At 39.9% G+C, this 15,158-nt stretch carries 17 protein-coding genes and 1 riboswitch; of the genes, 5 read left to right on the forward strand and 12 right to left on the reverse strand.

Going from position 1 to position 15,158, the window contains the following annotated elements:
- Nucleotides 1-556: 556 nt before the first annotated feature.
- On the forward strand, nucleotides 557-2,485 hold the full coding sequence (locus BA1_RS12065) for a CDP-glycerol--glycerophosphate glycerophosphotransferase (protein WP_008359306.1): 1,929 nt from the start codon (nucleotides 557-559) through the stop codon (nucleotides 2,483-2,485).
- A gap of 1,100 nt (nucleotides 2,486-3,585) precedes the next feature.
- Here BA1_RS12065 and BA1_RS12070 read toward each other — a convergent pair.
- The 4 genes from BA1_RS12070 to BA1_RS12085 form a co-directional block, all read right to left on the reverse strand.
- Nucleotides 3,586-4,413, reverse strand: coding sequence for an aldo/keto reductase (locus BA1_RS12070; RefSeq protein WP_008359307.1), 828 nt, complete (start codon nucleotides 4,411-4,413; stop codon nucleotides 3,586-3,588).
- A 181-nt stretch (nucleotides 4,414-4,594) separates the two neighbouring features.
- Nucleotides 4,595-5,056 (reverse strand): 2-thiouracil desulfurase family protein, encoded by a 462-nt coding sequence (locus BA1_RS12075; protein WP_008359308.1) that lies wholly within the window; start codon nucleotides 5,054-5,056, stop codon nucleotides 4,595-4,597.
- A complete protein-coding gene (locus BA1_RS12080) occupies nucleotides 5,053-5,298 on the reverse strand; it encodes a hypothetical protein (RefSeq protein ID WP_008359309.1) in 246 nt (81 codons plus the stop codon). The genes BA1_RS12075 and BA1_RS12080 overlap by 4 nt, the downstream gene beginning before the upstream one ends.
- A gap of 106 nt (nucleotides 5,299-5,404) precedes the next feature.
- Nucleotides 5,405-5,863, reverse strand: a complete 459-nt coding sequence (locus BA1_RS12085) for a MarR family transcriptional regulator (protein ID WP_008359310.1) — start codon at nucleotides 5,861-5,863, stop codon at nucleotides 5,405-5,407.
- A gap of 207 nt (nucleotides 5,864-6,070) precedes the next feature.
- On the opposite strand from BA1_RS12085, the gene BA1_RS12090 reads away from it, so the two are divergent.
- The gene (locus tag BA1_RS12090; RefSeq protein WP_008359311.1) at nucleotides 6,071-6,838 is read left to right on the forward strand and encodes a GNAT family N-acetyltransferase; all 768 of its coding nucleotides are present in this window, start codon (nucleotides 6,071-6,073) and stop codon (nucleotides 6,836-6,838) included.
- A 137-nt stretch (nucleotides 6,839-6,975) separates the two neighbouring features.
- Nucleotides 6,976-7,353, forward strand: coding sequence for a hotdog domain-containing protein (locus BA1_RS12095; RefSeq protein WP_008343876.1), 378 nt, complete (start codon nucleotides 6,976-6,978; stop codon nucleotides 7,351-7,353).
- 53 nt (nucleotides 7,354-7,406) lie between these two features.
- On the opposite strand, the gene BA1_RS12100 is transcribed toward BA1_RS12095, so the two are convergent.
- Nucleotides 7,407-8,579 (reverse strand): MFS transporter, encoded by a 1,173-nt coding sequence (locus BA1_RS12100; RefSeq protein WP_008359312.1) that lies wholly within the window; start codon nucleotides 8,577-8,579, stop codon nucleotides 7,407-7,409.
- A gap of 77 nt (nucleotides 8,580-8,656) precedes the next feature.
- Nucleotides 8,657-8,756, reverse strand: a riboswitch (purine riboswitch).
- 400 nt (nucleotides 8,757-9,156) lie between these two features.
- On the opposite strand from BA1_RS12100, the gene proS reads away from it, so the two are divergent.
- Both proS and BA1_RS19305 read left to right on the forward strand, forming a co-directional pair.
- Complete coding sequence (gene proS, locus BA1_RS12105; RefSeq protein ID WP_008359313.1) at nucleotides 9,157-10,590, forward strand: proline--tRNA ligase; 1,434 nt, start codon at nucleotides 9,157-9,159, stop codon at nucleotides 10,588-10,590.
- A 189-nt stretch (nucleotides 10,591-10,779) separates the two neighbouring features.
- Entirely contained in the window at nucleotides 10,780-10,956 is a 177-nt protein-coding gene (locus BA1_RS19305; protein WP_008359314.1) for a hypothetical protein, read from the forward strand.
- A gap of 54 nt (nucleotides 10,957-11,010) precedes the next feature.
- Here the strand turns inward: BA1_RS19305 and BA1_RS12110 are convergent, their stop codons facing one another.
- From BA1_RS12110 to BA1_RS12140, 7 genes are all read right to left on the reverse strand, one after another.
- Nucleotides 11,011-11,787, reverse strand: coding sequence for a sulfite exporter TauE/SafE family protein (locus BA1_RS12110; protein ID WP_008359315.1), 777 nt, complete (start codon nucleotides 11,785-11,787; stop codon nucleotides 11,011-11,013).
- A gap of 58 nt (nucleotides 11,788-11,845) precedes the next feature.
- Nucleotides 11,846-12,076 (reverse strand): sulfurtransferase TusA family protein, encoded by a 231-nt coding sequence (locus tag BA1_RS12115; RefSeq protein ID WP_008359316.1) that lies wholly within the window; start codon nucleotides 12,074-12,076, stop codon nucleotides 11,846-11,848.
- A 34-nt stretch (nucleotides 12,077-12,110) separates the two neighbouring features.
- Nucleotides 12,111-13,238, reverse strand: coding sequence for an MBL fold metallo-hydrolase (locus BA1_RS12120; RefSeq protein WP_008359317.1), 1,128 nt, complete (start codon nucleotides 13,236-13,238; stop codon nucleotides 12,111-12,113).
- Between the two features lie 14 nt (nucleotides 13,239-13,252).
- Nucleotides 13,253-13,813 carry a sulfurtransferase TusA family protein gene (locus BA1_RS12125; RefSeq protein ID WP_008359318.1) on the reverse strand — a complete coding sequence of 187 codons (561 nt, stop codon included), beginning with the start codon at nucleotides 13,811-13,813 and terminating at the stop codon, nucleotides 13,253-13,255.
- 45 nt (nucleotides 13,814-13,858) lie between these two features.
- Entirely contained in the window at nucleotides 13,859-14,215 is a 357-nt protein-coding gene (locus BA1_RS12130) for a rhodanese-like domain-containing protein (RefSeq protein WP_008359319.1), read from the reverse strand.
- Between the two features lie 14 nt (nucleotides 14,216-14,229).
- A complete protein-coding gene (locus tag BA1_RS12135) occupies nucleotides 14,230-14,712 on the reverse strand; it encodes a DsrE/DsrF/DrsH-like family protein (protein ID WP_008359320.1) in 483 nt (160 codons plus the stop codon).
- A 123-nt stretch (nucleotides 14,713-14,835) separates the two neighbouring features.
- Entirely contained in the window at nucleotides 14,836-15,096 is a 261-nt protein-coding gene (locus tag BA1_RS12140; protein WP_003217059.1) for a metal-sensitive transcriptional regulator, read from the reverse strand.
- Between the last annotated feature and the right edge of the window lie 62 nt (nucleotides 15,097-15,158).

Consider the following 15,158-nt stretch of genomic DNA (forward strand, 5'->3'; position numbering starts at 1 on the left):
GATTTATATAATGGAGAAGTGATTGCTTTTACAATTGGTGATAAGCAGGACACAGACTCCTAGTACTTAGTTTCATATAAATTATTCCCTTAACTTTTAATCTAAATATGAGTCTACCTAAATTATACAAGCAATATAGTGCAAACAGAAAAAAGCCAAACAACCACTTCGGATCATAGCAATTCAAGAAATATTGAATTTGTCCCATAAGAGATGAAATAGCTTATTGATTTAGAATAGTTTTGACAGTAAAATTAATGCTATACTTATTTGTATGCATTTCTCTTGTCTGGTAATTTCACGTTAAATTGGGTTCTTACAATCTATATACCATTTAGATAATTAATTGGATATAGAAAAAATATTTCTTTATGCTGATATTCCCACAAAAATAAGCTGATGTTAATTGAGTATGAAATGAAATTCGGTATACAGAAAAGTTTTCATAGAATGTTAACCTACTAAATCACAAGTTCAATCACCTGATTATTACATCGCCGAAAATACCACTATTTACTATATAAATTTAAAAAAGTTCACTGAGGAGAGGTCAAAATTGTTTTACGCATCTAATAAAAATGGAAATATTGTTTTAAATGGCGAGTTTACTGATTTTAATAATGGAAAAGTTATAAATAGAAAAAAAAGAATGTTATTCAAAAAGTTTTATATATATAAAGCAGATCAGAAAGTCATTAAAAACAAAAGTAATAATAATAGAATTGAGATTTTAGAGATCCATGAAAACGACCATAGAATTAAAGAATCAATACTTGTCGTATATTTAGATCCTTTCAACACTTTGTCTTTTATAATAATTAAAAAAGACCATCCTCTATTAACAATTGAAGAAAGAATAGAGAAAGCAGAATCTAATCCCCCACAGAGATTAAAAACAATTACATTCGGTGATAATTTTTATATTCTTGGTGTAATTCGCTTTAAATTTGCTAATATGAGAAAAACTAATATAGCAATTGGATATGACAAAACTTTAAATTTAAATTTTAATTATATTTTTCCTCAAAAAATTCGCGATAAATTTTCAACTGTGACAAACAAATTAGGATTAATTACTCATTTTGGTTATGTTAAAATTAAAAAAAATGAGTTGTTAGATAAATATATAAAATCAAGTGAAATAAATTTGCCTTTATATATCAAATCGACAAACAAGGATAATACAGACTACTATTATCCCTTGAAATTTAATTATAGAAATACTTACGATCAAAAGCACTATGTTTATAGCTCAAGAAGTTATAAATTGAATGAAAATATTGAGTTTTTTGTAAGGAAATCTATAACTGGCCAAATGGTGTTAGTCATGACCGATTATTTAAGTTTTAAAACAAAGTTTAAAGAAAAATTTGCTAGGTTAATTTCAAGATTCGGGAAACAAGAAAAATACGACATCTATTTTGAGAAATTTTCTAAAAATGCAAGTGAATCAGCCTTTGAAGTATTCAAAAAATCAAAAGCAAAAAATGATTCCTACTCCAAATTTATTTTGGATAAAAATCACGATAAATTTTTATCTTTAAAAGAGGAATATGGTAAAAATAATATTCTAGCTCACAATAGCTTTAAGGCATTCTATTTTATATTTAAAGCTAAAAAATTCATATCTTCTGACTTAGTAAGCCATGTACAAAGAAGATTATATGATAATAGTCAAAATATCAAAAGAAAGATATTAAGTAATAATAATAAAATATTCTTACAACACGGTGTCTGTCTCGCCACCAATGTTTTTGAGAGAGGCTATTTTAATAAAAAAGTACCCATTTGTCCGGATTATATTGTAACAAATTCAAAACTCGAATCCTATTATTTTAGAAAATACCCTAAATTTACTGACGATCAACTAATTGAAAAAGGGGTACCCAACTTAGATCTATATGTTAAAAATAGAAATAAAGATAAAAAGCAAATTACTTTTATGTTAACCTGGAGACCCTGGGATGTTACTGGAAGAATAGAAGAAAATTCCTATATTGACCGCTATTTACAATTTTTAAGAATTGTTAAAACTGATCCTTTTTATGAAGATAAAATAATCAATATTACTTTACACCCAAAAGCAGGGCTAATGCTAAAAAATCAATTTCCAGAAACTTATGACCAGATTAAAGATTATCTATACCAAGGTGATATAAAAGATGCCCTCATTAATTCAAAGGTTGTTATTACTGATTACTCTTCCATATGCTTTTATGCATTTGCAGGAGGAAGTAATATGATCTTTTTTTGGGGGGATAAAGAGATAGCAGAAGCAGAATATGGAGCGCCAAACATATTACAAGATACTAATTGTTTTGGAGATATCGTAAATCATATCGATAGTACATTAAATAATTTTATAAAAATAAATTATAATCAAAACCAACTTCAAAAATATATTATTAGATATAATAACTTAGTGGAACATAGTAATGGAAATAATACTGAAAATGTTTATAGCGAAATTAAAAGATTAGGATAGTTTAGTAGCACAAATAATAAACTCAACCACGTCAACCATATATGTTTTATTAGGATTCTAACATTATACGGTAATAACCCCAAGTTAAATTAAGCAGAGACCGACCTCATAAGATGAGGTAAATAAACAGCACCTTCAAGTTAGAAAACGGATAGCTGTTATCCGAAATAAAACATGGAGGTGTATTTTCTATGGAGACAATAGTGATTTACCTTGTTTAAGTCAATCGGAAGGCTGTAGAAATGGGATTGGCAGGCGGATCTATGAAAGAGATATGAGGATTAGGAATAAGACGCAGGTTCAGACATGAGTGAAGTGGTATAGGACTGGAAAGACACACCGTTTCAAAAAGCCTATTGAAAACCATTTACTATGGAAAAGGACCCGAGTACTCTCCAGATTTAGAGAGACTCTAGGCAAAAAATCGCTAAATGAAACAACAGAATGAAGTTTTAAAAAAGGACAACGAATTGGAAAGAAAGTTGATAAAAAAAGTAAATTGAACTGTAGAATATTTTTGCAAAACGAGAACACCTGTATCTAAATAGGCACCACACACATTTCGTTTTATAGATGGAAAAAGGATCTAACTAAGAATACTTCTAAGAGACAACTAGAGGAAACAAATCGACACTTTGTGCCAAAAGATACGGATATCGAAAAAGGCTGTTTATCACCAATCGTAAAAGCAATCATCTCTCCATTATAAAAATTTAAAATACTGGAAATTATAATTGTTTCTATCAATAAGATAGATACGTGATACCCTTGTTAGTTTTGCAAGGGGGCGATAAGACTGAAAGTTCCGATCCGGTATTTTTCGACTACGGGATACAAACTTTGTCTTAAACACAATTGATCAGCTCCCAGCACTGCCTGAGAACTTGCGTGTTACATAGCGCAAGGTTCTTACATTTAAAAAGTATTACAAAGGTGTTCATATAAAAGGCATTACCATGGGCATGTTATATCAACCTTCGCATTCGAACGAACAACCAATCACCGATAAACTATCGGCAATTGACAGTATAAAATTTTTTTGATTCCCTGTCTCAAAAACTAGGGTCAGTCCCACCATATCACCTGTGCTTTTCTTTCGTTTAAAAATCAAAGTTATCTGGATCTGGACCTGTGCGCTCATCTTCATTCAGCTGATCAATAATAGCCAACTCATGTGCGGACAGCTCGAAATCGAAGACTTGTGTGTTTTCAATGATTCGGCTCTTCGTCACAGATTTTGGAATGGTGATAATGCCATGCTGCAAGTCCCAGCGAAGAATTACTTGCGCTACTGATTTGTCATGTTTTTTCGCGATATCTTGGAGAACAGGATGGTTCAGGAGCTTCCCGCTGCCTAATGGCGACCACGCTTCTACATGAATTCCTTTCGCCTTGCAGTAGTCACGTAAAGGCTCCTGCGTCAGCTTCGGATGCAGCTCGATTTGATTCACCATTGGCACAACCTCTGCCTCTTCTAATAAATCCTCTAAATGATGCTGATGGAAGTTACACACACCAATTGCCCGAACGCGTCCATCCTTATACAGCTTCTCTAGCGCTTTCCACGTTTCTTTATATTTGCCTTCAACTGGCCAATGAATTAAATAAAGATCTAGTACATCAAGTCCCAGCTTATTCATACTTGTTTCAAAGGCTTCAAGTGTTGATTCATATCCTTGATCACGATTCCAGACCTTTGTCGTAATAAACAGATCATCGCGAGAAATACCTGATTGCTGAATGGCTTTGCCTACACCTTCTTCATTTTGATAGGCCGCTGCTGTATCTATACTGCGATAGCCCGCTTCAAGTGCGTCTTTGACTGCATTTACAGCCTCATCCCCATCTTTTACTTGCCATACACCAAAGCCAAGCTTCGGCATTTTCACTCCGTTTGCTAATGTGACTGTATCTGTTAATCCACTCATCAAACAAACCTCCGCTTCATTTTTGCTTACCATGCACTATACCCGAATGTGCGAAAGATCATGCATGAAAATAGACCATGCAAGGGCTACTATGATCTAATTTCATTTTGTCCCATACTAACAACACAAAATTTTTATGTGAATATATTTGTTTTTTAATTAAATAGATTTCTACTTATTCCTATACAAACAGTGAGGTCCAATCATCCTCCTCAGAGAATACTTGAATCCCATGCTGTTTCAGCAAGGCAGACGTCACACCGTCCCCAGCCTTTGTCTTCCCGTTAAACTCTCCCCGATAGATCATCCGGCTTCCGCAAGAAGGGCTGTACTCTTTTAACACGACGGATGTTGCGCCAAGAGTCTGAATCTGCTTAAGCGTGGCTTGTGCACCATTTACATACATCTCTGTCACATCTGTTCCATGAACATCAACAACAGAAGCCTGCCCCCGTAAGACATCATGACCATCTCCACCAATAATTTCTGCGGGAGGTCTTGGTGTAGAGAAACCGCCAAGCAGCTCAGGGCAAACTGTTACCGCCTTTCCTTCCTGCACAAGCTCCTCGATACGTTGATCTAATCGATGGCTGCCATTATAACGGACCTTTAATCCCGCAAGACAAGCGCTGACAACGATCATGTATGTTCCTCATTTTTATGGATTGAGTGTTTTTTTCTAACTTTAAAATAAATACATACAGGCAGATAGAAGATCGTGTACCCTAAAAAGGGCAGAGCACAATACAATGCAGCAGCCCAAATCGGCCCTTCAACTCCTGTGATACCAAAAAAATAAACAAATAATAGCAAGCTGACAAACAATCCGACGAACGGCATGATGGTTGCTGATTTTTTAAAATTTTCCATCATTTCTTTCCCCAAAGAAGCTCCCCCCTTTTCACATCATCACGAATAACGTCAATATATGTTAATTTTACCATAAAAAAACCGAAAGCATCTAGTTTATAGAAAGCTTTCGGTCCGTTATTTATATCTTTTCCTTCCAAGCCTTTAAGAAGCGCTCAATAACCTGTAGTTCGTCTTCATTAAATTCATGGAGGAATTCTAAATAGGAGGAGACTGCCTGTTCATGAAGCTCATCATGCAGTGCCGCCAGCTGTGTACCTTCCTCTGTCAGTGAATAATAGACGGATTTCTTGTCACCTTGCCGGTGGCAATAGTCGACCATGCCTTTTTCGATGAGTTTTTTCACAGCCTTTGTAATGGCGGGTTTTGATAGTTTTAGTTGTTGTGAAAGAAATGTATTATTGGATTCGTTAGGGTTTGCTTGAATCATAGATAAAATATGAAGCTGTGTAAGTGTCCAATCTTGCTTGAGTGTATCAGTCGTGGTAATCAGTGGATCTGTTGGATCGTTCCGTTTCTTTTCCCTATGCATAATCAAATCTTGAATCGCTTTTAAGACAATCTGCTCTTTTGTTTCCATCTGAACCTCCACTCTTAACTGGTTAATAAAATGGTACTAATAATCAATAAAGGAGTCAAAAGAAATGTGGGGATGAGGAAAAGAATGGGTCATCAGACCTGATAAATAAAAGAACTTTTTTACTAGATTACAAGAGACGGCACAATTTCCTTTTCTTTGCTATCATTTATGATAGGTAACCCTCAATCAAAAAAAGAAGGTGAGAGAATGAAAACAGAGCAGCAAATGGCCATTCGCCAGTTAGAAGAAAAAATAAATTTGTTTTCTTCTGTTGTAAACGGATCGTTCCTATCAACAGAAGATTTCGTTCTATCAAACACGCATATATCAACTGACACGTTCAATTTATTATTACCGATTTCAGCGCACATACAAGATCAACAAAAAGTGGAAGCTGCCATCGAACAAATGCAGCAACAGCAGCTAACATTCAGCACATGGATCACTCAAAGCCTGCTCCACCCCGATTGGTCGAATATCATGCAGAAATATGGGCTTCAAGAAGTGGAACGCAATACCATCATGATGCTTGAACATACAAACGACATCGATCAAAGGACCTCTCAATCGCTTACGATCAAGGAAGTGACTGACGATCAAACTTTTCTCGATTATCAACATTTATTTATCGAACTTTTCGAAGGATCACCTGAAGCAATCTCTTTAAACAGCTATTTCCAGCGCTTTTCGATTGAACGATTACACCCGAGTACCCGCATGTTCGTTGGATATGAACACAACAAACCAGTCACAACGGGCTTATTGATTGAAACAGCAGACAGCTACGGTATTTATGATGTCATCACAAAGGCAGAACACCGCGGAAGAGGACTTGGCAGTGACATGTTTCATTACCTTCTGACCCAGACAGATAACAAACAAAAGTGTGTGATGTTACAAGCCTCAAATGACGGCAAACATATCTATCAGCGTGCCGGATTTCATCCAATTGGAGAAATGGTTATTTTTGAATAGAAGATGACATTTTTCCTGACGTATCAAGGGCAAAGAAAGGCATCCTGTCTCTTCTTTGCCTCTAACATCTCATCACAAAAATGAATGTACATTCATTCACTCCTTTGGTACATTTAAAAAAAGGAGCTGAAGAACAGATGGTTCGACCAGGCGATCAATTTCAAACAAGCAAAACCTATACGCATGAAGATGTGATCCAATTTGGCGAGATGACAGGTGATCTTGGCAAACATCATACCGAGCTAGATGATCAAGGCAGGCTCATGGTACACGGCTTTCTCACAGCAAGTCTAGCCACGAAGCTTGGCGGGCAGTTTCATTTTATCGGTCAAGAGATGACATGTACCTTCATACGCCCTGTTTATACAGGTGACACCATTACCTGCCAGATGGCCGTCACCAAGGTAGAACCCCTTGAAAAATACCATCGTGTCCACCTTTTTTCCCGGTATATCAATCAGCATGGAGAAGAAGTCATTACTGGTAAAAGTGAAGGTGTGGTTTTCAAAAAATAAAAAGCTGCCTATGATGAGGCAGCTAACTAACACGAAAACGATCTTATTCTCTTCTATTCAGCGTGATGCTGACGATCCATATAAAGCGGCGGTCTCTTTAATGAAATCACTGCACAGCTAAAGGCAATCAGCACAAAAACAGCGCCGAATTTAGCCAAATCAACAGATGAACCGGTCATTGTAAACATGACGCCGCCCACTGCTGATCCAATGGAAATCCCAATTTGCAAAGCGGATGTGTTCAAACTCTGCTGAATATCAGACGTCACAGGGTCTGTTTGAATCAAATAGCTCTGCAAAGCAGGTGTCAGTGCCCAGCTAAGAGCACCCCATAGGACAACCATCACCATAAAGAGCATAAACACTCCCGCTGTATAAGGAAGGATAAACATCACAATGGCAAACGCCATGGTCACAAGCAAAATGGCTTTTCCTGATCCTAGTTTGTCACTCAGCCAGCCGCCAAACCCATTCCCGCCAATCGACGCAAGTCCGAAGACCAAATAACAAATACTAATCCAAAACGGAGTCATATGCAAAACTTCCATCAGAAATGGCGTGAAATAAGAATACAGCATATAATGACCAGCAAGCATGAACAAACTAATCAAATGTGCACTGAAAATTTTCGGATGCCCTAAAGAACGAATTTGTTCTTTAAGCGGCGTGACTTTTTCAACAGGCATTTTCTCCAATAGAAAATAAATGAGTACCATGGATATGGCTGACAGAATACTGATTCCTAAAAACATCACTCTCCAGCCAAAGCTCTCTGTAATAAAAATACCGATCGGTACACCGAGAACAAGTGATGAGCTAATCCCAATAAAAATCAAACCTAATGCTTTCGCTCGATGCGTCGGTTCCACCAACTTGGCGGTAATCGTTAGTGATAACACCACAACAAGCGCCGTACTCATGGCAATCAAGACCCTAGAGATCATGACAAGGGCAAAGGTGGAACTAAAATATGTGAATACATTGCCTAATGTAAAGACCAATAATGCGATCAAATAAAGACGCTTTCGTTCGATTTTGGCTGTGACGGTCAGTAGCACCGGTGCTGAAATAGCATACACAATCGCAAATACCGTAATAAGCTGCCCAGCTGTCGCAAGAGACACATTGAGATCCTCTGCTAAACTTGGCAAAATGCCCCCGACCACAAGCTCAACTAATCCAACCGCAAAAGTAGAAACAGCTAATAAATAAACTCTCCAGTTCATGTCTAACATCCCTTCTCTATATCATGGCTTTCACTTTTGATACAGGGTGCAGACAAACAAAAAAACCCTGATTACAAAAAAGGAAAGCGCGCTTTTGTAATCAGGATTTATCGGATCCTGGTAGAAACCCTCAAACCATATTATTGAGGTTATACAAGTCTATTTTTTTCTTCAAATATATTAGCATAGCCTTCCATAACGTGCAAGCTGCAAAAATAGAAAATATCTGCCAATGGCTCTTCGACATAAACGACCTCAGAAAGGCATGAAATGAACTTGCAGACCAACTTGCTTTCTCCCCCATTTACAGGTAAACTGATGAAAAATCAACGAACAAGGATCAACGTAGATCTGGAATAGTAGCTTGAATCGATCTTTAACAGAGAGGGAACGGTGCTGAGAAGTTCCTACTGACATCTTCAAGTGAACCTGCCGATTTAGTTCTGTTTCATACAGCGGTTCATACCGTTATCATGATCGAGTGTAAAGCTGTGCTTTAAATTAGGGTGGTACCACCAGGAATGGTCCCTAACTTAAAGCACAGCTTTTTTGTTTTTTTAAAAGGAGGAAAAAGACGATGTCAAAGAAACAATTTGTTGAGAAAATTACAAGCATGGAAGACGACTTTGCCCAGTGGTATACAGATGTTGTCACAAAGGCGCGTCTCGTCGATTATTCAAGCGTTAGAGGCAGTATGATTATTCAGCCATACGGTTTTAAAATTTGGGAGAATATTCGCGACGAACTTGATCGTCAAATCAAAGAAACAGGTCACGAGAATGTCTATATGCCGCTCTTTATCCCAGAAAGCCTTCTCCAGCAAGAAAAGGATCATATCGAAGGCTTTGCTCCTGAAGTGGCGTGGGTGACACATGGCGGTGATTCGGAATTACAGGAAAGACTCTGCGTCAGACCAACATCCGAGGTGCTGTTCGCCGAGCATTATAAAAACATCATTCATTCCTATCGTGATTTACCGAAGCTATATAACCAATGGGCCAATGTCGTCCGCTGGGAAAAGACAACACGTCCATTCCTTAGAACCCTTGAATTCCTCTGGCAGGAAGGGCACACTTGTCACGAGACTGAGCAAGAAGCGATTGAAGAAACAGAAAAAATGCTCCATGTCTATGCGTCTATTTGTGAAGAGCTTCTAGCGATCCCTGTCATTAAAGGCAGGAAAACAGAGAAAGAAAAATTCGCTGGCGCCCGCTTCACCTATACGGTTGAAAGCTTGATGCATGACGGAAAAGCCCTGCAAACCGCCACTTCTCACTTCTTCGGCAACGGATTTGCCAAGGCGTTTGGCATTGAATTTTTAAATCGCGAAGGAAAACTAGAGCATGTCCAGCAAACATCATGGGGCTTCACCACAAGAATCATTGGCGCTATGATCATGGTGCATGGCGATGACAGAGGACTTGTCCTACCGCCAAACATTGCGCCAACCCAAGTACGTGTTGTGCCAATTGCTTCCCATAAAGAAGGTGTCCTCGATCATGCCTATGAATTAAAGGATAGACTCGCCCGCATCGCACGCGCTGACATCGATGCAAGTGATAAACAGCCTGGCTGGAAATTCAACGAATGCGAAATGCAGGGCATCCCATTACGCGTAGAAGTAGGACCAAAGGATATGGAAAAAGGCCAGGTCATGCTCGCAAGACGAGACACAGGTGAAAAGCAAGCCGTCACGTTAGATGCACTTGAACAAACCATCACGTCCACGCTTGAAGACATTCAGCAGACGATGTACGAAAAAGCAAAAGAACGATTACATGAAAAAACATCAAACGCCCATACAATCGGAGACATCGAGCAGCTTCTTGCTGAAGAAAACAGGTTGATCAAAGCCATGTGGTGCGGCGATGAAGACTGTGAAAACGACATCAAAGAGAGAACAGGGGCGACATCACGCTGTATCCCGTTTGAACAAGAATCCGTTTCTGACACATGTGTCTGCTGCGGGAAACCTGCTTCTGATATGGTGTTCTGGGCGAAAGCCTACTAAGTCATACAGAAAAAAAGAGGAGCATCCTATACGATGCTTCAGATAGATGACAAAGAATGCGAGGGTTTGTCTACACGCTGTGCTTCTTTTTTGTTAAAAAGTCAAATACCCATTGACCTCATTGACACGATCCCCTATAATTCATATTAATATAATCGGTTTTTAAGACTTTAACTGGAGTGGTGATCTATGAAGCGCTGGCTCTCATTATTTGCCGAACGCTGCCCAAAATGTAAAACAGCATTAGACGTCTCGAAGTCCAATGCTCTGCAAGGCAAAGTCGTGAAAACATGCCCCAACCTTCATTATCAAAAAGAGTATCACCCAGCACTTGAAACATATATCGAGCATGATGACATCAAATAAAAAAGACCAACACATTGAAAAGAACCATTGCTCTCTCGGTTGTTGGTCTTTTTCTTATAATAAATCCAGCCAGATTTTGATCGCTGTTGCTGTAATCATCACAGCAAGCAGCCATTGCAAATAAACAGCATTTATTCTCTGACCGACTTTCGCACCAATCGGAGCTGCAATCAAACTGGCCACCATTAAAACAACAGCAGGAATGAGCATGACTTGACCAGTCAGCACTTTCCCAGCCGATGCGCCGATCGCAGAGAGAAACGTAATGGCCAGAGACGAGGCAATCGTCATCCGCACAGGGATTTTGAGAATTGATAGCATCACCGGTACTAAAATAAAGGCACCGCCTGCACCTAATACACCCGATACACTTCCGATCACAAAAGCAATTCCAGCCGCCAGCCCTTTATGAAAGGTCACCTCTCCACCTGCTTCATCCCGCTGTCCTTTTTTCGGAACAAACATTAAGATGACAGCGACAATGGCGAGCAGACCATAGACCACATTCAACCCTTTCTCTGGAAGGAAATGCGATAAATAGCTGCCTAATAAACTTCCCGCCAATATACTGCTTCCCATATATAAAATCAAAGAACGATGTAAAAATCCGCTTTTTCGATACGCCAGCACACCGCCGAGCGTCGAAAATAGCACTTGAATGGCCCCAATCCCTGAAACCTCATGTGCAGATAGCGCCAGCACACCGACAAGAGGCGGGATATAAAGCAGCATGGGATAGTTGATCACAGATCCTCCTATTCCGACCATTCCTGATAAGAAGGAACCAATAAATCCGATGATAAATAAAGTAATGAAAAACGTAAAATCCACGCTGGTCTCCTCCTTTGCAAAAGGAAAAGGGGCTCTTTAACAGATACCCCTACATCCTTTAGGAACCCTTTCTCACCCAGAACTTCAGCACATCTCCTTCATCCGTCTGTGTGATCAATTCATGCCCGCTTGACTTAGCCCATGCAGCCAAGTCAGCTTTAGCCCCTTTATCTGTTGCATGTATTTCTAATACTTGACCTTCCGCTAAGTCATTCATTTTTTTCTTCGTTCGAATAATCGGCATTGGGCACGCAAGCCCTGTTACATCTAAAATGTGATCTGATGTCATCTGATCATCCCTCGATTCTTTATTTTATTGAACATTATCGAATCGCACAACGGTTTGGACCAATTTCCATGTCTCGCTGTGCTTCCTCGTCTGGATTCAACTTCCCCATATTGGTATACCGAATGTCTTGATAAGCATTTGGCTGTGCAGGCAGATCCTGCGTGACCATTTGTCGAAATGCGGCTTCATCTTCAATGTTCAGCCCATGATTTTCTTCAAACAGAACGCCTAGCTCCTTCCAAACGCTCCCGTCTTCATTCAGCTCTTCCACGATCATGAAATGTGCAGGCAACACAATCAATTCTGCCGAAAGCGCCGTATATCGCTCATAAAGAGTTTCTCTCAAATCACCTACCCAGTCCTCCGCCATGCCGGCTAGATCAGGTCGTCCGATCGAATCAATGAACAAAATATCGCCTGACAGAAGATACTGGCCGTCCACGATAAAAGAGGTTGAACCAATCGTATGACCCGGTGAGTAAAGGGCGTGAATATCAATCGCCGCCGCTCCAATCGTCACCCGCTGCCCTTCTTCAAGATGATTGTACTTAAACGTCACCTCTTCGGCATCTTTTGGCGGCAGCCAGTAGATAGCCCCAGTCTGTTCAGCCAGCTTTTTCCCGCCAGATATATGATCCGCATGAAGGTGCGTATCAAACACATGCGTCACTGTGACATGATGCTTTTTAGCAAATTGGAGATAAACATCCGTCATTCTCGCTGCATCCACAATCGCAGCTTCCCCATTGGACATGATCATATAGGACAAGCACCCCTTGCCCATCCGCACAAATTGGTACAACTCTCCACCACCAGTTAGATCACCGATCTTCACTGGCTCTACATGCTCACTCCATGCCTTCATGCCGCCTTGCAAATAATGAACCGTTCTGCCCGCCTCTGACAGCATCTCTGCCACCATCATAGAAGATCCCTCTTTGGCACAAACCACCAGCACATCTCGGTCAGCTGGTACTTTCTCCAACAGTTCCTCTACGCCATCAAGCAGCTCAAAATAAGGTACATTGACATATTCAATCGCTTTTCCTTCAATCTTCCAATCCTGTACATCCGATTCATTTCGTACATCTAACAAAAAGAGAGGCTCTTTGTTGATGACCTTTTTTGTCACCTGTTCTGCTGTCATTGCTTTTACAGTCATGCTTCATTCAGCTCCTATTTTTCAATCTCTCCTGTCCAGCTGTTCATGCCTGGCACTACATTGATCAGTTGATGAAACCCTTTTTCTTTTAACTTTTGCGCGGCTAATTCACTTCTTCTTCCTGAATGACAGATGAGATAAATGAGCGTCTCCGGGTTCAATTCTTTAGCACGTTGTTCAACCTCGCCAAGCGGGATATGAACAGCGCCTGGAATATGCCCCGCCTCGTATTCATCCAGCTCTCGTACATCTAAAATAAACAAAGACTGATCTTCTTCTACCTTCTGTTGAAACGTATTCAAAGACATTTCCGAAATCATTGACTGCCCCTCCTCCTCTTTCGCTCCGCCCTTACGGATCAAATGATGGAGCACCTGTCCTTTTACTGTTGTTCCTAAAAATTCGTGACCGGCGCTTTTTGACCAAGCCGCTAAATCCGCTGTTGACCCTTTATCGGTTGCTTGCACTTCAAGCACATCACCTGGCAGTAGTTCGTTCATTTGTTTTTTCGTTTTTACAATTGGCATTGGACATGCCAAGCCTTTTGCATCTAAAATCGCAGTTGGTTGCTGCATGGTATTTCCTCCTTTTTATAGGGGTGGGGTATATTTTCAAGCCTATTATGCCTTTGAATGCCAAGCATTCATGCCATCCTTGATATTCGTAATCTTGGTAAATCCCTGCTTCTTCAATATTTTAGCTGCCTGCATACTTCTCATCCCGCTTTGGCAAATCACATAAATCTCTTTGTCCTTCGCAAGCTGATGTGCTTGTTCTTTTAACTGAGGTAAGGGGATATTTCGAAATCCTTTCATATGGTTGGTTTGAAACTCTATGGCAGATCGTACGTCAATCAGCTGTTGATCTTTACTATTAGGTTTCATATCGCCTGCATCCATTTGTTTCACACCCCGTACGGGAAGAAAACGGCTCACAAGCAAACCGATCACAATGATGAGCAAAAGCATTTGAATCATGTATGAACACCTCCCTAGATAAATAAGTTCACATTCCCGATTTCAGCCTCTGCTAAATACGCTGCCACACCGGCATATTGAATGTCTGCTAGTAATTCATTCTCCTGCAGCCCTAAAAGATCCATCGTCATCGTACATGCCACGAGGTTGATGTCTTGTTCCTTCGCCATATCAATGAGCTGCGGCAGGGTCATGGCATTGTGTTTGTTGATCACATGCTTAATCATCTTCGGTCCCATTCCTGCAAAATTCATCTTTGACAGCCCCATTCGATCAGCACCGCGCGGCATCATGCTACCAAACATTTTTTCTAAAAATCCCTTCTTAAGTGGCACCATCTCTTCCTTACGCAAAGCATTCAGCCCCCAAAAGGTATGAAAAATCGTCACCTCGTGATCATAGGCCGCTGCGCCATTTGCAATAATATAAGCAGCCATCGCTTTATCATAATCTCCACTAAATAAAACAATCGTCGTTCGTTTCTTCTGGTCTTCCATCATGCTCCTCCTTATATTTAATACCCATTGGGGTATATTGAAATCAAAAATATATACACATACCGGTAAGGGTATATTATAACAAGTAAAAAAATCCGTCAACCTCAAAGGCTGAGGAATTTCTTACCGGCTTTTCACCAAGAGCTCAACCGCTTCTTTCACAAGACCCTCCGTATCCTTGCCTTGCTCAAGACTTTCACGGACACATTGCTCAAGGTTTGTACTCACAATCACACCCATCGCCCGATCAATGGCATTGCGTGAAGCAGATAGTTGCGTCACCACCTCGCGGCAATCCTTTCCCTGCTCCATCATCGCAAGAACCCCTTTAATCTGCCCTTCAATCCGGCGAAGACGATTCTTCATCTGCTGATTATATTCCACATTTAACACTCCTTTCTCTTTTCCCTATGATCAGATAGTATACCCTGATAGGTATTTAGTCA

This window comes from Bacillus xiamenensis (assembly GCF_000300535.1).
In the GTDB taxonomy this organism is placed as follows: domain Bacteria; phylum Bacillota; class Bacilli; order Bacillales; family Bacillaceae; genus Bacillus; species Bacillus xiamenensis.

Bases quoted from the DNA above. Each gene is read 5' to 3' on its own strand.
- BA1_RS12070 (WP_008359307.1), bottom strand. From the start codon at position 4,413: ATGAGTGGATTAACAGATACAGTCACATTAGCAAACGGAGTGAAAATG.
- BA1_RS12075 (WP_008359308.1), bottom strand. From the start codon at position 5,056: ATGATCGTTGTCAGCGCTTGTCTTGCGGGATTAAAGGTCCGTTATAAT.
- BA1_RS12085 (WP_008359310.1), bottom strand. From the start codon at position 5,863: ATGGAAACAAAAGAGCAGATTGTCTTAAAAGCGATTCAAGATTTGATT.
- BA1_RS12090 (WP_008359311.1), top strand. From the start codon at position 6,071: ATGAAAACAGAGCAGCAAATGGCCATTCGCCAGTTAGAAGAAAAAATA.
- BA1_RS12095 (WP_008343876.1), top strand. From the start codon at position 6,976: ATGGTTCGACCAGGCGATCAATTTCAAACAAGCAAAACCTATACGCAT.
- BA1_RS12100 (WP_008359312.1), bottom strand. From the start codon at position 8,579: ATGAACTGGAGAGTTTATTTATTAGCTGTTTCTACTTTTGCGGTTGGA.
- proS (WP_008359313.1), top strand. From the start codon at position 9,157: ATGTCAAAGAAACAATTTGTTGAGAAAATTACAAGCATGGAAGACGAC.
- BA1_RS19305 (WP_008359314.1), top strand. From the start codon at position 10,780: ATGAAGCGCTGGCTCTCATTATTTGCCGAACGCTGCCCAAAATGTAAA.
- BA1_RS12115 (WP_008359316.1), bottom strand. From the start codon at position 12,076: ATGACATCAGATCACATTTTAGATGTAACAGGGCTTGCGTGCCCAATG.
- BA1_RS12120 (WP_008359317.1), bottom strand. From the start codon at position 13,238: ATGACTGTAAAAGCAATGACAGCAGAACAGGTGACAAAAAAGGTCATC.
- BA1_RS12125 (WP_008359318.1), bottom strand. From the start codon at position 13,813: ATGCAGCAACCAACTGCGATTTTAGATGCAAAAGGCTTGGCATGTCCA.
- BA1_RS12130 (WP_008359319.1), bottom strand. From the start codon at position 14,215: ATGATTCAAATGCTTTTGCTCATCATTGTGATCGGTTTGCTTGTGAGC.
- BA1_RS12135 (WP_008359320.1), bottom strand. From the start codon at position 14,712: ATGGAAGACCAGAAGAAACGAACGACGATTGTTTTATTTAGTGGAGAT.